We start from the raw sequence: 21,009 nt of genomic DNA, 5'->3' as shown, positions 1-21,009 counted from the left end.
ATATTCAAGGGGCACCGGCATGATCATCAAACACCCGCTTTTGGGCCCGCGCGATGCCGCCGAATTCGTCTACCTGGGCGATGCCGCGCTGATCGACCGGCCCGACTGGCAGGCAGAGGACGCCGCCGAGGCCTTTCACGCCTATGGGTACCTGCGCGATAACCCGGCGGGGGCGCATCAAGAGCTTTGGTATCACGAGCAGGGCGACCGGTCCTGGCTGGTTGTGACGCGCGACACGGTGAGCCACGAGATCACGGCGGTGGAATTGGCCCGCGACGTGGCGCGTGCCCGGGGACGGGGTCGATGAGCCAGATCCATCGCATCAAGGGCGGGCTGATCGACCGCGCGACAGAGATCAGCTTTACCTTCAACGGCAAGGCGATGCGCGGGCATCCGGGTGACACGCTGGCCTCGGCGCTTCTGGCCAATGGGCAGCGGCTGGTGGGGCGGTCGTTCAAGTATCACCGCCCGCGCGGCATTTTCACCGCCGGGTCGGAAGAGCCCAACGCGCTGGTGGAGCTGCGCAAGGGGGCCGCGCAAGAGCCCAATACCCGCGCCACGGTGGCCGAACTCTTCGACGGGTTGAGCGCGCGCAGCCAGAACCATCGCGGATCGCTCGAATTCGATCTGATGGCGGTGACGGATTTGTTGTCGCCGTTCCTGTCAGCGGGATTCTATTACAAGACCTTCATGTGGCCGCGCGCCTTTTGGGAAAAGCTGTATGAGCCTGCGATTCGCGCCTCTGCCGGTCTCGGGCGGCTATCGATGGAGGAGGATCCCGACACTTACGACAAGGGCTATCTGCATTGCGACCTGCTGGTGATCGGCGCGGGGCCTGCCGGGCTGATGGCAGCGCGGGCGGCGGCGCGGGCGGGCGCGCGGGTGATCGTGGCGGACGAGGATTTCGTCCTGGGCGGGCGGCTCAATGCCGAGACGCTGGAGGTGGACGGCGCAGCCGGGGCCGATTGGGCCGCCGGTGTCGTGGCCGAACTGGCGGCGATGGAAAACGTGCGCCTGATGCCGCGCAGCACGGTCTACGGGGCCTATGATCACGGGGTTTACGGCGTGCTGGAGCGCTGCACCGATCATCTGGCGTCCAGTGGCGGCAAGCCCCGGCAGGTGCTGTGGCGCGTCTATTCCCGGCACGCGGTGCTGGCGGCTGGCGCGACGGAACGCCTGATCGCCTTTGGCAACAACGACCGGCCCGGCGTGATGCTGGCCGGGGCGGTGCGCGCCTACGCCAATCGCTGGGGCGTGGCCCCGGGGCGGCGCGTCGCGGTCTTTACCAATAACGACGACGGCTGGCGGACCGCCGCAGACCTTGCTGCCAAGGGCGTCGAGGTGCCCGCCGTGATCGACACGCGCGATGCGCCCGCCGTCTGCGATGTGCCCGGCGCGCGTCATGTGCGCGGTGCGGCGGTGATGGACACGAAAGGGCGCAAGGGGCTGCGGCAGATCACGCTGACCGACGGGCAGATGATCGACGTCGATTGCCTCGCCGTGTCGGGCGGCTGGAACCCGAATGTGCACCTGACCTGCCATCAGCGCGGGCGGCCGGAGTGGCGCGACGATCTGGCGGCGTTTGTGCCGGGGCGCGATCTGCCGCTCGGCATGGTGGTGGCGGGCGCCGCCAATGGCGCGATGACGCTGGCGGCGGCGCTGCGCGAGGGCCGCGCGGTGGCGGAGCGTCTGGGCTATGCCGACAAGGGCGATCTGCCCCGCGCCGAGGACGAGCCGCGCGACTGCGCGCCGGTGTGGCATGTGCCGCAGAGCCGGGCGCGCGCCTGGCTCGACCTGCAGAACGACGTGACCGTCAAGGACGTGAAGCAGGCGCATCAGGAAGGCTTTCGCGCGGTCGAGCATCTCAAGCGCTACACCACGCTGGGCATGGCCACTGATCAGGGCAAGACGGCGAATATCCCGGCGCTTGCGATCATGGCAGACTGCACCGGCCGGACCATCCCCGAGACCGGCACGACGATCTTTCGTCCGCCCTATACGCCGGTGCCCATCGGCGCGCTGGCGGGCCGTGCGCGGGGCCGCGATTTTCGGCCCTATCGCCTGACGCCGTCGCATCGCTGGGCCGAGGCCAATGGCGCAACCTTTGTCGAGGTGGGCAACTGGCTGCGGGCGCAATGGTTCGCGCGGGAGGGCGAAAAGGGCTGGCGCGATTCGGTGGATCGCGAGGTGCTTATGACGCGCGGGTCGGTCGGCATCTGCGACGTGACCACGCTGGGCAAGATCGACATTCAGGGACGTGACGCGGGGGAGTTTCTGAACCGGGTCTATTGCAACGGGTTTGCCACGCTGGCGGTGGGCAAGGTGCGCTACGGGCTGATGCTGCGCGAAGACGGGATCGCCTATGACGATGGCACCACCGCGCGGCTGGGCGAGCATCATTACGTGATGACCACCACCACTGCCAATGCTGTGACGGTGTTCCGGCGGCTGGAGTTTGCGCGGCAATGCCTGTGGCCCGATCTGGATGTGCATCTTATTTCCACCACTGACGGCTGGGCGCAATTCGCCGTCGCCGGGCCGAACGCGCGCAACCTGTTGCGCAAGGTGGTGGACGAGGCGCATGACTTGTCGAACGAGGCGTTTCCCTTCATGGCCTGCGGTGAGGTCACGGTCTGCGGCGGGATGCCCGCGCGGCTGTTTCGGATCTCCTTTTCAGGCGAGTTGGCCTATGAGGTCGCGGTGCCCGCGCGCGATGGCAATGCCATGATGGACGTGCTGATGGAGGCGGGCGCGGAGTTCGACGCCGTGCCCTACGGCACCGAGGCGCTGGGCGTGATGCGGATCGAAAAGGGGCATGCGGCGGGCAATGAGCTGAACGGTCAGACCACGGCGCATAACCTCGGGATGGGGCGGATGGTCAGCCGCAAGAAGGACTGCATCGGCAACGTGCTGTCGCAACGCCCCGAGATGCTGCGCGAGGATGCGGTCAAGCTGGTGGGGTTCCGCCCGATGGATCGCGCGACGGGGCTGATTGCCGGGTCGCATTTCATCGGGCAGGGGGATGCCGCGACGATGGAGAACGATCAGGGCTGGATGTCCTCGGTCGCCTATTCGCCCAGCCTCGGGCATTCCATCGGGCTGGGCTTTCTCAAGCGGGGGGATGCGCGGATGGGCGAAATCCTGCGCGCAGTGAGCCCGGTGCATGGCAGGGAGATGGAGGTCGAGGTGGTCTCGGCGCATTTCATCGACCCGGACGGGGAGCGGTTGCGTGGCTGAGTATACCTTGCAGGCAGAGCCGCCATTGGCGGGCACGGAGATGGAGATTGCGGGCGTGCGACTCTGGGCGCCCGCCGATCTGGCGCTGGTGTCGCTGGCGCTGCCTTTGGGGGGCGAAGCGGCGGCAGAGCAGGCAGTTAAGGACGCCTATGGGCTGGATTTTCCCGAGATCGGCCGGTCGGCTCTGGCCGGGGACGGCACGCGGCTTATCCGGCTGGCCCCGGATCTGGCCTTTGCGCTCTTTATCCATGCGACACCCGATGCCGAGCGTGTAGTGGCGGAGCGGTTGAAGGGTGCGGTCTATACCACCGATCAGACCGATGTCTGGGTGGCGCTGGCCCTTTCGGGCCCGAATACACGCCGCGCGTTGGAGCGGATTTGCCCGATTGACCTGCACCCGGAGGTGTTTGGCGTGGGTCACGCCGCGCGCACGGTTATGGAGCATCTGGGCGTCTTGATCCTGCGCACGGGGGAGGATGACTACCTACTTTTGTCGGCGAGTTCCTCGGCCAAATCCTTCCTGCATGCGGTCGAGGTGTCGCTGCGCAATATCGCGTGACCGCCCCACATGCTTGCACGCACGCGCAAGGCGCGGTAACTCGCCCCTGACATCAGCGGGATAAGAGCCATGAACGATCTGCGGGACAAATATCTGACGGCGATTGCCAATGCGGGCGACGAGTCCGCGCTCGAGGATCTGCGGCTCCAGGCCGTGGGCAAGAAGGGCGAGATCAGCCTGAAGATGCGCGAGCTGGGCAAGATGACGCCCGAGGAGCGGCAGGTGGCGGGCCCGGCGCTCAATGCCTTGAAGGACGAGATCAATTCGGCACTGGCGGCCAAGAAAGAGGCGCTGGGCGATGCCGCGCTCGATGAGCGGCTGCGGGGCGAATGGCTGGACGTGACGCTGCCGGGGCGGCCGCGCAGGCAGGGCACCATCCATCCGGTGTCTCAGGTGACCGAAGAGGTCACGGCGATCTTTGCCGATATGGGCTTTGCCGTGGCCGAGGGGCCGCAGATCGAGAGCGACTGGTACAATTTCGACGCGCTGAACATTCCCGGCCACCACCCGGCGCGGGCCGAGATGGACACGTTCTATACGCATCGCGCGGACGGGGATGACCGGCCGCCGCATGTGTTGCGGACCCATACAAGCCCGGTGCAGATCCGCACTATGCAGGCCGAGGGCGCGCCCATTCGGGTGATTGCGCCGGGCCGTGTTTACCGCGCGGATTACGACCAGACCCACACGCCGATGTTCCATCAGGTCGAGGGGCTGGCGATTGACCGCGATATCTCGATGGCCAATCTCAAATGGGTGCTGGAGGAGTTCGTCAAGGCGTTCTTCGAGGTGGATGACGTGGAACTGCGGTTCCGCGCCTCGCATTTCCCGTTCACCGAACCCTCGGCCGAGGTGGATATCCGGTGTTCGTGGGAAGGTGGCACGCTCAAGGTGGGCGAGGGTGATGACTGGCTGGAAATCCTAGGCTCCGGCATGGTGCATCCGAAGGTGCTTGAGGCCGGGAATATCGACCCGAACGAGTGGCAGGGCTTTGCCTTCGGGATGGGGATCGACCGGATCGCGATGCTGAAATACGGGATACCGGATTTGCGGGCGTTCTTTGATTCAGACCTGCGCTGGCTGCGGCATTACGGGTTCGCGAGTTTGGACGTGCCGACGTTGCATGGTGGGTTGTCGCGGTAACTCAAGCCGCGCCATCGTATGTCCGCGGGCAGGCGATCCGACGGTCGTGCAAAGCACTTTATATCAGCCAAATCCGTGAAAGCCCTCATCGACGTGCTTACTTTGACAAATCGCCTGTCCGGGGGGCGGACATGCGATGGCGCGGCGGGCTTCGCCCTCGATTCCGCGCTTGGTTTGCTAATGTGTGGCGGTTCTCTTTCTCGCATCGACAGGCCGCCGCAACCCCTCTAGGCTCTGCTTGAAAGGGAGTCGCCTCATGTCGCTGACCCAGCTTGTTTATGCCTCGCGGCCCTTCGGGTTCGATCAGGCGACGCTCTCGGCGATCCTGATGGATGCGCGACGGGCCAATGCGCGGGACGATATCACCGGCGCGCTGATCGCGCGGCATGATCTCTACCTGCAACTGCTGGAAGGGCCGCGCGACAAGGTCGAGGCGGCCTATCAGCGTATCCGCCATGACGACCGTCATGTCGAGGTCACGCGGCTGGTGGAGCGGACCATAGAGACCCGGCTGTTTCCCGGCTGGGCGATGCGCGACGATCCGGCGCAAAGCTGGGTCTGGAGCATCGAGGATGTGCGGGGCGGCGCGATCGAGCGGACGGACGTGGCCGAGGTGCTGGGGTTCTTCCAGCGTCTCGCGGATCAGGGCGTGGTGCCGACGCGCGAGGCATGACGCCGGGCGGTGGACTAATTGCAGCTTATGCGAGAAATAATTGAAGATTTCACCAGCCAAGGCTGTGTATGCTGGGCGCGAATTGGGGTGAAAACCCAGGAAAACCGCTGAATCAGGGCCTTTGGTCAGATTATCTTACCAGAATACTTGTTTTTGCATCGCCAATCCTTACGATGGCCTGCGTGTGGTAGGCATTCAGCACCGAATCGCCTTTGCAACTGACGTGCGCCTGCCATCCGACACGATTGATGCATACGCATAAATGGGAGGATAACATGACAGATAAGGCGAAGTTTGACCGCCGTTCGTTCCTGCGCCGCGCAGCGGTAGGGGGACCGGTGGCGGCTGCGAGCACGCTCGCGGCACCGGCGGTATTGGCGCAAGCGCCGATCGTGCTGAAAATGCAGACATCCTGGGGTGCCGGGAACATCTGGCAGGAATTCGCACAGGACTATGCCGACCGGGTGGAGGAAATGTCCGGTGGCCGTCTCAAGATCGACGTGCTGCCCGCGGGCGCCGTCGTGGCCGCGTTCCAGGTGCTCGATGCCGTGAATGACGGTGTTCTCGACATCGCGCATTCGGTGCCGGTCTACTGGTACGGCAAGAACAAGGCCGCCTCGCTCTTTGGCACCGGCCCGGTGTTCGGCGGTTCGGCCACCACGATGCTGAGCTGGTTCTACGAAGGTGGCGGCAAGGCGCTCTATGACGAGCTGACCCAGGATATCCTGGGCATGGATGTCGATGGCTATCTCGGCTTCCCGATGTTCGCGCAGCCCTTCGGCTGGTTCAAGGACGAGGTGAACACCGCCGAAGACCTCAACGGCTTCAAGTATCGCACCGTGGGCCTTGCGGCGGACCTGCTGCAGAGCATGGGCATGTCGGTGGCACAGCTTCCGGGTGGCGAGATCGTCCCCGCGATGGAGCGTGGCGTGATCGACGCGTTCGAGTTCAACAACCCGTCCTCGGACAAGGATTTCGGCGCGCATGACGTGGCGAAGAACTACTACCTGTCCTCCTACCACCAGGCATCGGAAAGCTTCGAGTTCCTGTTCTCCAAATTCACCATGGAAGAGCTGGACCCCGATCTGCGCGCGATCCTGAAATACGGCGTCGAGGCCGTGTCGACCGCGAACACCGCCAAGGCGATGCGTCGTTACTCGGCCGACCTCAAGTGGCTGCAGGAAGAGGCCGGTGTCACCGTGCACCGCACCTCGGAAAACATCCTGGCGGCACAGCTCGACGCATGGGACAAGCTGATCCCGGAACTGGAGCAGGATCCGTTCATGAAGAAGACCCTCGACAGCCAGCGTGCCTGGGTCGAGCAGGTCACCTTCTATGAGCTGATGAACGCGCCTGATCTGGAGCTGGCCTACGATCACTATTTCCCGGGCAAGCTCAAGCTCTGAGTTCGGGCAAAGACCTGATTGAAACAGGCCCCGGCGCAGAAAACGCCGGGGCCGCTTTCCAACTAACGGGGGCATCTCGTGATCGGTTTCATACGCTTCGCTGACAGCCTGTCGGCCTGGTTTGGCAAGGCTTTCGCCTGGCTCATCATCCTGATGTCGGTGGGCACCGGCTATGAGGTGGTCTCGCGCTATCTCTTCAATGCGCCGACGGCCTGGGCGCTCGATGTGTCCTTCATCATGTACGGCACGCTGTTCATGATGGGTGGTGCCTATACGCTGTCGCGTGGCGGGCATGTGCGGGGTGATTTCCTTTATCGCCTGTGGCAGCCGCGCAACCAGGCCAAGATCGACCTGGTGCTCTATATCCTGTTCTTCTTTCCGGGCGTCACCGCGTTGATCTTTGCAGGCTGGAAATATGCCGCAAAGTCCTGGTCCTATGGCGAGGTGTCGGTCAACAGCCCGGCGGGCGTGCCTATCTACCAGTTCAAAACGGTGATCGTCGCTGCCGGTATTCTGCTGTTCATTCAGGGGCTGGCGCAGGTGTGTCGCTGCATCCATTGCATGCGCACAAATGAATGGCTCCCCGCTGACGAGGATGTCTTCGAGACCGAAGACCTGTTGATGCAAAAGGCCGCCGAGGCCGAAAAGGACGCACATCCATGACCGATCCGCAAATCGCCCTGATGATGCTGGGCCTGTTCATCGTCTTCGTGTTTCTGGGCTTTCCGATTGCCTTCACGCTCATGGCCATGGGCATCGGCTTTGGCTATTATGCCTATTTCGAAGAGCGCCGGATGTGGCGCGAGTTCAACCGTCTCGATGAAACGGTGGCCACCACATGGGATCAATGGTCAACCTGGATTGAGGGATTCTTCAATAACCGAATATTCGATCTATTCGTGAACCAGACATTCACGGTGATGTCGAACGAGGTTCTGACCGCCGTGCCGCTGTTTTTGTTCATGGGCTATATCGTCGAACGCGCGAATATCGTGGACCGGCTGTTCTCGACGCTGAACGTCGCGGCCAAGAACATGCCCGGCTCGATGGGTGTGGCCGCATTGATCACCTGTGCACTGTTTGCGACCGCCACCGGCATCGTCGGCGCGGTTGTCACGCTGATGGGCCTGCTGGCGCTGCCAGCGATGCTCAAGGCGCGGTATGATCCGTCGTTCGCCTCCGGCATCATCTGCGCAGGTGGCACGCTGGGCATTCTCATTCCGCCCTCGATCATGCTGATCGTCTATGCGGCGGCCTCGAACGTGTCGATCGTGCGGCTTTACGCGGCGGCGCTCTTGCCCGGGCTGGTTCTGGTCGGGCTTTACCTGACCTACGTGATCGGGCGCGCGATCATTCAGCCCTCGGTCGCGCCAAAACCCAGCAAGGAAGAAGTACCCGACATCCCGATGACCAAGCTCATCCTGATGATCGTGACCTCCTTCGTGCCGCTCGCGTTTCTCATCATGGCGGTGCTCGGCTCGATCCTGTTTGGTCTGGCGACGCCGACAGAAGCGGCCTCGATCGGCGCGCTTGGCGGGATCTTCCTCGCCTTCGTCTACCGCGCGATGACATGGCAGCGGATGCGCGAAAGCGTCTATCTCACGGTGCGCACCACGGCGATGGTCTGCTGGCTCTTTGTCGGCTCCTACACCTTTTCGGCGGTGTTCTCCTATCTGGGCGGCGAGCATATCATCTCGGAATTCGTGCAGGGGCTGGATCTGAGCCCGCTGGAATTCCTGCTTCTGGCACAGCTGATCATCTTCCTGCTCGGCTGGCCGCTGGAATGGTCCGAGATCATCATTATCTTCGTGCCGATCTTCCTGCCGCTCCTGCAGTTCTTCGAGGTCGATCCGCTGTTCTTCGGCATCCTCGTGGCGCTGAACCTGCAAACCAGCTTTCTGACGCCACCGATGGCGATGTCGGCCTATTACCTCAAGGGGATCGCGCCACCGGAGATCAAGCTGACGCAGATCTTCTCGGGCGTGATGCCGTTCCTGTTCTGCGTCTTCATCTCCATGGCGCTGATGTACATCTATCCGCAGATCGTCTTCTATCTGCCGGAGCTGATGTATGGCGGATAAGATCGACATGCTGAGCCTGGACGCTTGCGCCTTGCGCGAGCGTCTGGCCTCGGGCGCGATCAAGGCTGTTGAACTGATCGAGGCTTGCATCGCCCGTATCGAGGCGCGTGAACCCGAGGTGCAGGCCTGGGCGTGGTTCGATCCCGACTTTGCCCGCCATCAGGCCAAGGCGCTTGATGCGCATCGGCAGGCGGGGCGGCCGGTCGGTCCGTTGCACGGGGTGCCGGTGGCGCTCAAGGACGTGATCGACACCGCGAAGATACCGACCGAGAACGGTTGCGCGCTGGATCAGGGGCGCGTGCCGATCAAGGATGCGGCCGTGGTCGAACGGCTGCGAGCGGCAGGTGCGGTGATCATGGGCAAGACGGTCACGACCGAACTGGCCTTCATGCAGGCGGGCAAGACCCGCAATCCGCATAACCCCGCGCATACGCCCGGCGGCTCGTCCTCGGGGTCTGCGGCGGCGGTGGCCGACGGGATGGTTCCGCTGGCCGTTGGCACGCAAACCGGTGGGTCGGTGATCCGGCCTGCGTCTTTCTGCGGCGTGACCGGGTTCAAGCCCAGCTTTGGCGCGATCCCGCGCAGCGGCGTGCTGATGCAATCGCCAACGCTCGACACCGTGGGGGTGTTTGCCCGCACGCCTGCCGATGCGGCGCTCCTTTCGGAGGTGCTGTTCGGGCATGATGCGGGGGACACGGCCACAGCACCGCAGCCCACCCCGGCCTTGCTGAACACCGCGCAGTCGAAACCACTGGTGAAGCCGGTCTTTGCATTTGTGAAACCGCCGGGCTGGGACGAGGCTGACCCGCAGTTGCACGCCGCCTTCGACGAACTGGCCGAGGCGCTAGGCGAGCAGGTGTTCGAGGCCCCGCTGCCCAAGGCGTTCGAGGAGGCCGCCGAGGTGCGCGAGCGCATCAATTTCGCGGAAATGGCACGCTATTACTACCGCTATGGCAAGCAGATCGACGCGCTCGGCCCCCGCACGCAGGAGGCACTGACCAAGGGCAACGCGATTCTCGCGCGAGATTATCTTGCGGCGCTTGACTGGCCGGATGTGCTCTATGCCGGGCTCGACGAGATATTCGAGCGCTGCGACGCGATCTTGTGCCCCGCCGCCACCGGACCCGCGCCCGAGGGGCTGGAGTTTACCGGCGACGCGATCTTCAACGGGCTTTGGACACTGACCGGCGTGCCCGCCGTGACGGTGCCTGCCTTCACCGCCGAGAACGGCCTGCCGATGGGTGTGCAGTTGGTCGCCGCGCGCGGCCAAGACGCACGGCTCTTGCGCACGGCGAACTGGTTTCAATCCTGGCTGCTCGAGGCCGGGGAATGACGAAAGGATGATGACATGAACAGGCTATTGGCGCTTTTCGCCTTCGTGGTGCTGGCCGCGTTTCTCTATATCCTCGCCAGCGAGATCGGCGAGACCGACCTGTGGATCGTGACGGTGTTCGCCGCCGGGCTCGCGGCCTATGATTTCATAACCTCCAGCAAAAACAAGAGCTGAGCCATGTCCAAGAAGGTGATCTGGATTCCGCGCCGCCTGTCGGATGCGACGCTGGAGCGTGCGCGCCGCGATTATGAGGTGATCGTGAACGAGGCGGATACACCCGGCAGTGCCGAGGATATCGTCGCGATGAGTGCGAAGGTGGATGGGATCATCCCCTGCCATTCCGAGCATTTCAGCGCGGATGTGGTGGCGCAGCTTGATCCCCGGTTGAAGATCGTGGCGAACCATTCGGTGGGTGTCGATCACTGCGATCTCGACGCGCTGAAAGGCGCAGGCGTGGTGGTGACGAACACGCCCGATGTGCTGTCGGATGCCACCGCCGAGATCGCCATGCTGCTGATGCTGGGCGCGGCGCGCCACGCGGTGCGCGGCGATCGGCTGGTGCGGCAGGGCGAGTGGGACAGCTGGTCGCCTTCCTTCATGGTGGGCAAGCAGATGACGGGCGCACGGCTGGGCATCGTGGGGATGGGTCGGGTCGGTCGCGCCTTTGCTGAAAAGGCGCGCGGCTTCGGTATGGAAATCCATTACCACAACCGCTCGCGGCTTGCGCCGGATGTCGAGCAGGGCGCTGTTTTTCATGAGGACGTGGAGAGCCTTCTTGAGGTTGCCGATTTCCTGTCGCTGCATTGCCCGGCGACGCCCGACACGGTCGATTTGCTGAACGCTGAGCGTATCGCCAAGCTGCCCAAGGGTGCGGTCGTGGTGAATACCGCGCGCGGCGCGCTGGTCGATGAAGACGCGCTTTTGGCCGGGATCGAATCGGGCCACATCGCCGCCGCTGGGCTCGATTGCTTCAAGGTCGAGCCGGGCGGTAACCCGGCCTTCGCGGCGCATGAGAACATCTTCATGCTGCCCCATATCGGCAGCGCCACGCGCGCGACGCGCGACGCGATGGGGTTTCGCGCGCTCGACAATCTCGACGCGTTCTTCGCGGGGCATGAGCCGGGTGACCGTCTGGTCTGAGGTACTGGGTCAGCTCAACCGTCCGCGCTGCTGCATCGGGGCCACGCCATAGGCCGCGCGGTAGACGCGGGAGAAATGGCCGGAACTCTCGAACCCGCAGGCCAGTGCGATCTCGATCACCGACGCCTCGGTCTGGATCAGCAGGTGGCGCGCGCGCTCGAGGCGCAGGTCCATGAAATATTTCTTGGGCGAGGTGTTGAGGAACTTGCCGAAGAGCCGCTCCAACTGACGTGTTGAAATGCCGATCTCGGCGGCGATCTGCGCGGGGCTGAGCGGCTCCTCGATGGTCTCGCGCATGCGCTGGATGGCACGGGTCAGGTGGACGTTGCGGATACCGTTGCGAGATTGCAGCGAGACGCGCTGTGCCGCCGTCGCCTCGCGCGCGGCGCTATAGACCATCTGGTCGGCCACCGCCATCGACAGGTCCGCGCCATGATCGCGCTCGATGAGGTGAAGCATCAGATCCGCCGTTGCAGTGCCGCCTGAGGCGGTGAGGTGCCGCTCGTCGGCCACGAACACGTTGCGCACGAGATTTACCTCGGGAAAGCGCTCCATGAAACTGTCGTGGAATTCCCAGTGGATCGCCGCCTTCATGCCGTTGAGGAACCCGTCCTCGGCCAGGATCCACGCGCCCGAACACAGCGCCCCGATGGGCGTGCCGTGCCGTGCCTCGCGGCGCAGCACGGTCATCAGCGGCTTGGTCAGATGTGCGCGCATGTTGATCCCTGAAAGGAGGAACAAGCGGTCGCATTTGGGCAGGGTTTCCAGCCCGTGATGCACCAGCGTGACCGAGCCGTTGGAGCAGGTCGCACTCTTTCCGTCCTCTGACGCGAAGGACCAGCGATAGAGCGTCTCGCCGCTCAGGAGGTTGGCGATGCGCAAAGGCTCCACCGCGCAGGAAAATGCGAGATGCGAGAATTCCTCGACCAGAACAAAGGTGAAATGCTGTGGTGCGATCATGGCATGTCCATCGGCGGCTGTGACCTGTCTGGCGATGATCTTATGAAAACACAAGAATTATTCATTGCGTATACAAATTGTATATTATAGAAAGCAAGGTGAAATTCACGCCAGAGGAGGCCCGGACATGGCCGCCAAAGACCGCAAGACCACGCTTGCGACGCATCTCAGACACGCGATTCTCACCACTGCGCTCCGGCCCGGTGACGATCTCGACGAGGCCGCGCTCTGCGCCGAGTTCGACCTGTCGCGCACCCCGGTACGAGAGGTGTTCCGCGAATTGGCGGGGCTTGGCTATATCGACCTGCGCGACAATCGCGGGCCGCGAGTCGCGGACCTGTCGCATACCACGCTGCGCGATTTCTTCCTTGCCGCCCCGATGATCTACGGGGCGATCCTGCGGCTTGCCGCGCACAACGCCTCCGAGGTCCAGATCGCGGCACTGCGCGCCGCACAGGAAAGGTTCCGCGCCGCGCTGCGCACCGGTGCCACCGCTGACCGCACGCTCGCCAATAACCGCTTTCACGAGATCACCGGCGAGATGGCGGGCAATATCTATCTCCTGCCGTCGTTCCACCGGTTGCTGATCGACCATGCGCGCATTTCAATGACCTTTTACCGCCCGGAAAACACCACCATGGCCGATAACGTGGCTGAGGCCAGCCGTCAGCATGACGCGATCATCGCGGCCATCGCGGCGCGGGACGAGGCGCAGGCCGCGCAACTGGCCGAGGATCACTGGAACCTGTCGCGCCACGAGATCGAACGCTTCGTGATGCCTACGGCTCTTGATGTGCCGATGGGCCGCCTCACCCGCTCCAGCTCCGCATGAGGACCGCCATGACGCCACTCTTTCGCTTTGACGGAATCTATACCCCGGTCATCACCCCCTATTACCCCGATGGCACGGTGAACCGTGACGCCTTGGGTGAGGTGATCGAGCACCTGATCGCCAGCGGTGTGCATGGGATCATCACCGGCGGCTCGACCGGTGAGAACTATGCCCAGACCGTGGCTGAGCGGGTGGAATTGGCGCGGCTCACGCACGGTATGATCCGGGGGCGTGTGCCGCTGGTGATGGGCACGGGCGCGATGCTGACCAGTGACTCCATCGCCTTGGCGCAAGCTGCGCGCGAGATCGGGGCGGATGTGATCCTGCTGGCCTCACCGCCTTATGCCGTGCCCACGGACCGCGAGAATGCGCTCAACGCGCTGGCCATCGACCGGGCGGCGGACCTGCCGGTGATGCTCTATAACTATCCCGGCCGCACCGGCACGATGATGGGCGAGGAGTTTCTCGACAGGGTAGGACGTAGTCGCAATTTCTGCGGCATCAAGGAAAGTTCCGGCGATATCAACCGGGTGCATCTGCTGGCCCGCGATTACCCACATATCCAGATGGGCTGTGGCATGGACGATCAGGCGTTGGAATTCTTTGCCTGGGGCGCGCCGTTCTGGGTCTGCGGCGGATCAAATTTCCTGCCCGCCGAGCATGTGGCGCTTTATCAGGCCTGCGTGGTCGAGGGTGATTTCGCCAAGGGGCGGCGCATCATGTCGGCCATGTTGCCGCTGATGCATGTGCTGGAGCAGGGCGGCAAGTTCATCCAGACGATCAAGCATGGCGTGACCACGAGCGGCATCGACGCAGGCGAGGTGCGCGCCCCGCTGAAAGGCCTGAACAAGGACGACAAGCGCGCATTGGCACAAGTGGTGCGCGTGCTGAAAACCACCATCGCAACCATCACGGCGGAGGGCTGAGATATGAGCTTGCTGACACGCGACGAATATGCGGCCATTGCCGCCACGCTTGACCTGCCCACGGGGGCGTTCATCGACGGCGGCTACCGCCCGGCGATCTCGGGCAAGACATTTGCCACGCTGAACCCCGCCACTGGCGAGACACTGGCCGAGATCGCCGCCTGCGGCGCCGAGGACGTGGATTTTGCCGTGACCAAGGCGCGCGCGGCGTTTGACGATGGCCGCTGGTCGCGCCTGCACCCCTCTGTGCGCAAGGAGGTGCTGATCCGGTTTGCCAAGCTGATGACCCGCAATGCGCGGGAACTGGCGGTTATGGAGAGCCTCGATTCGGGCAAGACGATCTACGATTGCGAGACGGTGGATGTGCCCGAGACGATCCATTGCCTGAAATGGCACGCCGAGGCGGTCGACAAGATCTACGATCAGGTTGCCCCTGCCTCGGACGATCACATCGCCATGGTGCTGCGTGAACCCATCGGCGTGGTGGGCCTTGTTCTGCCGTGGAATTTCCCGTTGCTGATGCTGGCGTGGAAGATCGGCCCGGCGCTTGCGGCGGGCTGTTCGGTGATCGTGAAACCGGCGGAGGAGACCAGTCTCACGGCGTTGCGGGTGGCTGAACTGGCGCATGAGGCCGGACTGCCGCGCGGGGTGCTCAATGTGCTGCCCGGCAGCGGGCCGGAGGTGGGCGAGCCCTTGGGCCGTCACATGGATGTCGACATGGTCAGCTTCACCGGCTCCACCGTGACCGGCAAGCGGTTCCTCGGCTATTCAGCGCAATCGAACGCCAAGGAAATCGTGCTCGAGATGGGCGGCAAGAACCCCGCCATCGTCATGGACGACGCCGAGAACCTCGACCGTGTCGCGGCGCATATCGTGCAGGGCGCGTTTTGGAACATGGGCGAGAATTGCTCGGCAACCTCGCGGCTCATCGTGCATCGCGACGTCAGGGAGGCGCTCTTGTCACGGATCGAGGCGCATGCCCGCGAATGGGTGGTGGGCGACCCGCTCGATCCCGAGACTCGCGTCGGCGCGCTGGTGAGCGAGGGGCATTTTGCCAAGGTCTGCGGCTATCTCGATCAGGCGGAGAGTATCGTGTTCGGCGGCAAGGCTGAAAAGGGCTTTGTCGAGCCGACGGTGGTGATGCTGCCGGGCAACGATCACCCGCTGGCGCGCGAGGAAATCTTCGGCCCCGTGCTGAGCGTGATAGAGGTGAGCAGCTTTGACGAAGCCATTTCGGTGGCCAATGACACCGATTACGGCCTCTGCGCGGCGCTCTTCACCGCCAATGCCAAGCGCGCGCTGCGCGGCGCGCGGATGCTGCGGGCGGGGACCGTGACGGTCAACAGCTTTGGCGAGGGCGATATCTCGACGCCCTTTGGTGGCTACAGGCAATCAGGCTTTGGCGGGCGCGACAACGGGCTGCACGCCCATGATCAGTATACCCAGGTGAAAACCATCTGGCTCGATCTGGCGGATGATGCGGATGAGGCGGTGTCCTGATGGCGCGGATCGGATTTCTCGGCACGGGTGCCATCGCCGAGGCGATGGTGCGCGGGTTGGACGGTGCCGGGCACGACATCCTCGTGTCCGAACGCAACGCGGCGACGGCGCAGCGGCTCGCCGGTGACTTTGCCGGAGTGTCTGTTGCTACCAATGCAGAGGTGGTCGCGCAGTCGGATATCGTGATCCTGTGCCTGATGTCCGGCATCGCCGAGCGGGTACTGCCGGACCTGCCGTTCCGCGCCGATCACAAGGTGATCTCGGTGATGGCCGACATGCCGCGTGACAGGCTGGCGGCGCTGATCCCGGATGTTGCCGATCTGAGCCTGACCATCCCCCTGCCGTCCATCGCGACGGGCGGCTGCCCGCTGCCGGTCTGGCCGGATACCGGCAGCGTGCGGGCGGTGTTCGGCGCCCGCAACCCGGTGATCGCCGTCGAGAGCGAGGCGGCGCTCAACGCGCATTTCGGGGCCTGCGCCGTGTCGCTTCCGGTGATGGCGTTGCTGCGTACCGGGGTCGACTGGCTCGCCGCGCAGACCGGGGACCGGACCGGCGCCGAGATTTACGTGACCGCGATGTTCGGGGCCTATTTTGCGGCGATGCGCAAGGATGGGTCCGGCGGCATCGACACGCTGATGGCCGATCTGGGCACCGAAGGTGGTCTGAACGACAGCCTGCGCAACACCATGGTGCAGGCCGGTGCCCCCGATGCGCTTCTGGAGGGCCTCGACGGTCTGCGGGAGCGTTTGGGATTGCCACCGGCATGAACGCGCACCGCGCCAGACGGCTGCCCGCGCATCTTGGGCCAGCGGCGTGGAACGCTATCCTCGGGCCACAGGGGGCCGCGCATCCACTGGAGGGTGACGCCACCGCCGACTTCGCGGTGATCGGTGCGGGCTTTGCCGGGCTGTCCGCGGCGCGGCGGCTGACCCAGCTTGCGCCCGGCGCGCGCATCGCGCTGCTGGAGGCGGGCCGTGTGGCCGAGGGGGCGGCGGGGCGCAACTCGGGCTTCATGATCGACCTGCCGCATGACTTGACCAGTGAGGATTATGCCGGGGCGGGCGATGACCGGGCGATGATTGCGCTCAACCGCATGGCGCAGGATTTCGGGCGTGCGGCCGTGGAGGAATACGGCATCGCGCCCGCGTATTTCGACCCGGCTGGCAAGGTCAACGGCGCGGCGAGCGCGGCCGCGCATGCTCATAACGAAAGCTACGCACGCCACCTCACGAGCCTCGGGGAACCGTCCGAGATGCTCGACGCGCAGGCGATGCAGGCGCTGACCGGCAGCGCGCATTACCGCTCGGGCCTCTACACCCCCGGCACGGTGATGTTGCAGCCCGCGGGCTATGTGCGCGGGCTGGCGGACGGGCTGCGGCGCGCCGGTGTGGCGCTGCATGAGCAGAGCCCCGTCACCGCCCTCACCCGGCAGGGCGGGGCGTGGCAGGTCGAGACACCCAAGGGGCGGCTGAGCGCGGGCAAGGTGATATTGACGGTGAATGGTCATCTCGAAAGCTTCGGCATCGCGCGCGGACGGCTGATGCAGGTGTTTCTCTTTGCCACCATGACGCCCGAGCTTGATGCAGAGACGCTTGCCCGCCTTGGCGGTCAGCCGCGTTGGGGGATTACGCCGTCGGACCCGATGGGCACCACCCTGCGCCGCATCGACAGCGCGCAGGGCGGCGACCGGATCGTGACCCGCACCTGTGCTGTGCTGCGGCCCGGCATGGTGGCAACCCGTGCCGACATGACCCGCGCCGCCCGCGTCATGCAGCGCAAGTTCGATCAGCGGTTTCCGCAGCTTTCGGGCATGCGGATGGAACACGCCTGGGCGGGACATCTGTGCCTGAGCCTCAATGGGGTGTCGGTGATGCGCGAGATCGAGCCGGGGCTATATGCGGGTTGCGTGCAGAACGGTCTCGGCACCGCGCGGGGCACGCTGACGGGCATGGGCGCGGCAGAGCTTGCCTGTGGTGAGACCAGCGCCATCACCCGCCATTTCACCGACCATGCAGAGCCCAAGCGCCTGCCGCCGCAACCCTTTGCCGAGATCGGGGCCAATGCGGTGCTGCGCTGGAAGGAATGGCGCGCGGGCGCGGAGTGAAAGAGGGGGCGCTGCCCCCGCCGCGCCTTCGGCGCGTCTCCCCCGGAATATTTCAGGCAAGATGAAGCCCCGAAAACGGCCCGGTGAGGGGCTTAATACTCCTGGTTGAGCGCGTCGGCGGCGGGGATTTCGCGTTCGCGCCGCGCGATATAGTCGAGCAGCGCCTCGTTCAGGCCCGCGTCGAGTGTCGGTTCCTCATAGGCGTCGAGCAGGCGGCGGGCGTGGATGAGGGCGCGTTCGGTGGTCTCTTTTGATCCGTCCGCGGCCCATTGCTCGATCGAGTTGTTGTCGAAGAGGTCGGGCATGAAGAAGGCGGTCTGGAAATTCTCCTGCGTGTGCGGATGGCCGAGGTAATGCCCGCCGGGTCCGACATCGGGGATCGCTGCGAGCGCGGCGTCGAAATCGCCCCAGTACGGGCCGGAGGCCATGCGATGCGCCATGGCGCATTGCTCGGCATCCACCACGAACTTGGCGACGGAGCAGTGCATCCCCGCCTCGTTCCAGCCAGCTGAATGCCAGATATAATTGGCACCGGCATGGATCACCGCCGAGAGGGTCGTCGCACTCTCATAGCCCGCCTGTGCATCAAAGGTCTTGGCCCCGCCCAGCGTGTTGGAGGTGCGCCACGGCACGCCGTAGAACCGGGCCATCTGGCCGATCATGAAATTCATCAGGGAAATCTCGGGCGTGCCCGCCATCGGCGCGCCGGACCGCATCGATACGGTCGAGAGATAATGCCCGTAGATTGCCGGGCAGCCGCGCCGGATCAGCTGTGTGTAGGCCAATGCGCTCAGCGCCTCGGCATTGAGCTGCGCCACGGTGGCGGGGACGGAGGCAGGCGTATTCGCCCCGCCAAGGACAAAGGGCGAGCAGAGCACCGGCTGATTGCGTCGGCAAAACGCGCGCATCGCGCCCAGCATCGTTTCGTCCCAGACCAGCGGGGAGTTGCCGTTGCAATTGCCTGTGGTGACCGGGTGCTCCTCCATGAATGCCTCGCCAAAGAGGATCGCGCACATCTCCATCACGTCCTCGGCATTCCTGGGACTGGTGGTCATCCCCATGAAGGTCTTGTCCGAGTGTTTCATCGACGAATAGGTGATCCGCAGGTGCCGCTGGCTGATCGGGTGATCGTAGGGCTCCACGATGTGATGCGCCGATGAATGGAGCGCGGGCATCATGTGGCTCAGCTTGTGGAACATCGCCAGATCGTCAAGCGTGGGGTTGCGGCGCACATCGTCTAGGTCACGCAGATAAGGCGCGCCGGTCATCGGCACGAAGATCGAATGCGGCCCGCCGAGGCGGACGTTCTTTTGCGGATCGCGGGCGTGATAGGTGAAATCCGCAGGGATCGTGGCAATGAGGTCGCGCACGAGGCCACGGTCGGGATGGACACGCTCGCCCACGACCTTGACCCCTGCGCGCCTCCAATCCGCAAGCGCGATCTCGTCGCGAAAGACCACACCGACGTTTTCGAGGATGTCCATGGAGGCCGCATCAATGCGCGCGATCTGGTCGGGGTCCATCACCTCGCAGGTGGGCAGGGCGCGGGTCAGTCCGGGGAGCATGTCGACGTTCGGCGCGCTGCGGATGCTGCGCCTTGCGGCACGGCCCCCGGCGCGGGCGCGGGGCTTGGTCAAGACTGTCATGGCGGGTCTCCTTCCAGTCCAGTCTGCGAGGGACCGAGGCTCTTGACGTGCAGGTTTGCGATATCCTCTTGCAAAATACGACATCCCGGAGACGTCACAGCCATAGTCCGGCTGCCGTTGTAGGGACTGCGCGTTTGCGGCGCACGGAAAAGGAAACTGCTCCGGACACGACCCCGAAACTTCTTTCTTGAATGCGGCGGGCGTGGTTCGGCACAGACCACGCCACACCCCGGCAAGCAAATGCGCCTCTCCTCAAACATTATCTCTGGATATTCTATGCTTGGAATGTCGCGTGTCAGAGCTTAGATGCGTCACATGGCAAAGAACAAGTTCAATGACGGGCCCGGCCCTTCGCAGCGTCAACTCCGGGTTGGCGAACTCATCCGGCGGACCTTGTCGGATGTCCTCATGCGGGGTGACATCCATGACCCGGATCTCAACCGTCTGTCGGTGACAGTGGGCGAGGTGCGCACCTCGCCCGATCTCAAGATCGCGACCGCCTATGTCATGCCATTGGGCGGCAGCGGGCAGGGTGAGGTGATCGAACTGCTGGCCCGCAACAAGGCCGAGCTGCGCCGGATCATCGGGCGCAAGGCGGGGCTCAAGTTCACCCCCGATCTGCGGTTTCGGCTTGATGAGACCTTCGATCAGATCGACGAGACGCGCAGGCTGTTTTCGCAGGACGAGGTGCGCCGGGATGTGGAGGACTAGGCTCTGCGCCGCCCTCGGGGCTTGTCTGTTGGCGGCCCCTGCGGTGGCGGAGTGCCGGGCGGAGCAGGTCGAGGGGAAGGGCTATGTGATCTGCGCGGTCGATGCCGCCGCCGATCTGCGGCTCTTTCTGAACGATCCCGAGACCGGCACGCTGCTTGGCAGTTTTGCCGGGGTCGATGGGCATCTGGCGCAGGCGGGCGAACGTCTGGCCTTTGCGATGAATGCGGGGATGTACCACGGTGATCGTCGCCCGGTGGGTCTCTATATCGAGGACGGGCTGGAAATCGCGCCGCTGGTCACCCGCGAGGGGCCCGGCAATTTCGGGCTGTTGCCCAATGGCGTCTTTTGCCTGCGCGACGGGCGCGCGGAGGTGATCGAGACGCTGCGCTATGCGCAGGAGCGGCCCCAGTGTCGTTATGCCAGCCAGTCGGGGCCGATGCTGGTGATCGACGGCGCGCTGCATCCGCGGTTCCTCATAGACAGCGACAGCCGCTATGTCCGCAACGGTGTGGGCACCTCTGACGATGGGCGCGCGTGGTTCGTGTTTTCCGATGCGCCGGTGAATTTCCATCGCTTCGGGCGGGTGTTCCGCGATCATCTGGGTGCCAAGCAGGCGCTCTATTTCGATGGTAAGGTGTCGCGGCTTTATGCGCCCGGGCTGGGCCGCAATGATCTGGGGTTTCCGCTGGGGCCGATGGTGGGGCTTGTGGTTGACGCCGACACCCCGCTGGATTAGCCCTGCGCTTCGTTCAAAAGCA

Annotated in this window: 20 protein-coding genes; 18 read left to right on the top strand and 2 right to left on the bottom strand. The window is 64.4% G+C overall.

Annotated elements, in window-relative coordinates:
* The first annotated feature begins 19 nt into the window (after window positions 1-19).
* From PVU19_RS19295 to PVU19_RS19245, 11 genes are all read left to right on the top strand, one after another.
* Window positions 20-307, top strand: a complete 288-nt coding sequence (locus tag PVU19_RS19295) for a sarcosine oxidase subunit delta (RefSeq protein ID WP_050661331.1) — start codon at window positions 20-22, stop codon at window positions 305-307.
* A complete protein-coding gene (locus PVU19_RS19290; RefSeq protein WP_050661332.1) occupies window positions 304-3,237 on the top strand; it encodes a sarcosine oxidase subunit alpha family protein in 2,934 nt (977 codons plus the stop codon). Before PVU19_RS19295 ends, PVU19_RS19290 begins: the two co-directional genes overlap by 4 nt.
* On the top strand, window positions 3,230-3,796 hold the full coding sequence (locus PVU19_RS19285; RefSeq protein WP_050661333.1) for a sarcosine oxidase subunit gamma: 567 nt from the start codon (window positions 3,230-3,232) through the stop codon (window positions 3,794-3,796). Before PVU19_RS19290 ends, PVU19_RS19285 begins: the two co-directional genes overlap by 8 nt.
* Before the next feature lie 69 nt (window positions 3,797-3,865).
* Entirely contained in the window at window positions 3,866-4,939 is a 1,074-nt protein-coding gene (gene pheS, locus PVU19_RS19280; RefSeq protein WP_050661334.1) for a phenylalanine--tRNA ligase subunit alpha, read from the top strand.
* A 256-nt stretch (window positions 4,940-5,195) separates the two neighbouring features.
* On the top strand, window positions 5,196-5,612 hold the full coding sequence (locus PVU19_RS19275; protein ID WP_050661335.1) for a BLUF domain-containing protein: 417 nt from the start codon (window positions 5,196-5,198) through the stop codon (window positions 5,610-5,612).
* A 275-nt stretch (window positions 5,613-5,887) separates the two neighbouring features.
* Window positions 5,888-7,018, top strand: coding sequence for a TRAP transporter substrate-binding protein (locus PVU19_RS19270; protein WP_050661425.1), 1,131 nt, complete (start codon window positions 5,888-5,890; stop codon window positions 7,016-7,018).
* Window positions 7,019-7,096: 78 nt separating this feature from the next.
* Complete coding sequence (locus PVU19_RS19265) at window positions 7,097-7,681, top strand: TRAP transporter small permease subunit (protein ID WP_050661336.1); 585 nt, start codon at window positions 7,097-7,099, stop codon at window positions 7,679-7,681.
* The gene (locus tag PVU19_RS19260; protein ID WP_050661337.1) at window positions 7,678-9,099 is read left to right on the top strand and encodes a TRAP transporter large permease; all 1,422 of its coding nucleotides are present in this window, start codon (window positions 7,678-7,680) and stop codon (window positions 9,097-9,099) included. Before PVU19_RS19265 ends, PVU19_RS19260 begins: the two co-directional genes overlap by 4 nt.
* Window positions 9,089-10,432: an amidase gene (locus PVU19_RS19255; RefSeq protein ID WP_050661338.1), complete on the top strand. Its 1,344-nt coding sequence runs from the start codon at window positions 9,089-9,091 to the stop codon at window positions 10,430-10,432. Before PVU19_RS19260 ends, PVU19_RS19255 begins: the two co-directional genes overlap by 11 nt.
* A gap of 15 nt (window positions 10,433-10,447) precedes the next feature.
* A complete protein-coding gene (locus PVU19_RS19250) occupies window positions 10,448-10,606 on the top strand; it encodes a hypothetical protein (RefSeq protein WP_162838250.1) in 159 nt (52 codons plus the stop codon).
* 3 nt (window positions 10,607-10,609) lie between these two features.
* On the top strand, window positions 10,610-11,572 hold the full coding sequence (locus PVU19_RS19245; RefSeq protein WP_050661339.1) for a 2-hydroxyacid dehydrogenase: 963 nt from the start codon (window positions 10,610-10,612) through the stop codon (window positions 11,570-11,572).
* A gap of 9 nt (window positions 11,573-11,581) precedes the next feature.
* Here the strand turns inward: PVU19_RS19245 and PVU19_RS19240 are convergent, their stop codons facing one another.
* Complete coding sequence (locus tag PVU19_RS19240; RefSeq protein ID WP_050661426.1) at window positions 11,582-12,532, bottom strand: GlxA family transcriptional regulator; 951 nt, start codon at window positions 12,530-12,532, stop codon at window positions 11,582-11,584.
* 127 nt (window positions 12,533-12,659) lie between these two features.
* Here PVU19_RS19240 and PVU19_RS19235 point away from each other — a divergent pair, with 127 nt between their 5' ends.
* From PVU19_RS19235 to PVU19_RS19215, 5 genes are read left to right on the top strand one after another with little or no spacing between them, the layout of a single operon-like run.
* Window positions 12,660-13,364 carry a GntR family transcriptional regulator gene (locus PVU19_RS19235; RefSeq protein ID WP_050661340.1) on the top strand — a complete coding sequence of 235 codons (705 nt, stop codon included), beginning with the start codon at window positions 12,660-12,662 and terminating at the stop codon, window positions 13,362-13,364.
* Window positions 13,365-13,372: 8 nt separating this feature from the next.
* On the top strand, window positions 13,373-14,290 hold the full coding sequence (locus tag PVU19_RS19230) for a dihydrodipicolinate synthase family protein (protein ID WP_050661341.1): 918 nt from the start codon (window positions 13,373-13,375) through the stop codon (window positions 14,288-14,290).
* Window positions 14,291-14,293: 3 nt separating this feature from the next.
* Window positions 14,294-15,790, top strand: coding sequence for an aldehyde dehydrogenase (locus tag PVU19_RS19225; protein ID WP_050661342.1), 1,497 nt, complete (start codon window positions 14,294-14,296; stop codon window positions 15,788-15,790).
* The gene (locus tag PVU19_RS19220; RefSeq protein WP_050661343.1) at window positions 15,790-16,557 is read left to right on the top strand and encodes an NAD(P)-binding domain-containing protein; all 768 of its coding nucleotides are present in this window, start codon (window positions 15,790-15,792) and stop codon (window positions 16,555-16,557) included. Before PVU19_RS19225 ends, PVU19_RS19220 begins: the two co-directional genes overlap by 1 nt.
* On the top strand, window positions 16,554-17,894 hold the full coding sequence (locus tag PVU19_RS19215) for an NAD(P)/FAD-dependent oxidoreductase (protein WP_050661344.1): 1,341 nt from the start codon (window positions 16,554-16,556) through the stop codon (window positions 17,892-17,894). The genes PVU19_RS19220 and PVU19_RS19215 overlap by 4 nt, the downstream gene beginning before the upstream one ends.
* A gap of 92 nt (window positions 17,895-17,986) precedes the next feature.
* Here PVU19_RS19215 and PVU19_RS19210 read toward each other — a convergent pair whose 3' ends face one another.
* Window positions 17,987-19,540, bottom strand: a complete 1,554-nt coding sequence (locus tag PVU19_RS19210; RefSeq protein WP_050661345.1) for a trimethylamine methyltransferase family protein — start codon at window positions 19,538-19,540, stop codon at window positions 17,987-17,989.
* Between the two features lie 315 nt (window positions 19,541-19,855).
* Between PVU19_RS19210 and rbfA the strand changes: the two genes are divergently transcribed.
* Both rbfA and PVU19_RS19200 read left to right on the top strand, forming a co-directional pair.
* Complete coding sequence (gene rbfA / locus PVU19_RS19205; RefSeq protein ID WP_050661346.1) at window positions 19,856-20,251, top strand: 30S ribosome-binding factor RbfA; 396 nt, start codon at window positions 19,856-19,858, stop codon at window positions 20,249-20,251.
* Window positions 20,238-20,987: a phosphodiester glycosidase family protein gene (locus PVU19_RS19200; protein ID WP_050661347.1), complete on the top strand. Its 750-nt coding sequence runs from the start codon at window positions 20,238-20,240 to the stop codon at window positions 20,985-20,987. Before rbfA ends, PVU19_RS19200 begins: the two co-directional genes overlap by 14 nt.
* The last annotated feature ends 22 nt before the right edge of the window (window positions 20,988-21,009 follow it).

The organism is Roseovarius tolerans (assembly GCF_028885395.1).
Classification (GTDB): domain Bacteria; phylum Pseudomonadota; class Alphaproteobacteria; order Rhodobacterales; family Rhodobacteraceae; genus Roseovarius; species Roseovarius tolerans.
This window is presented reverse-complemented; position numbering and strand designations above follow the sequence as displayed.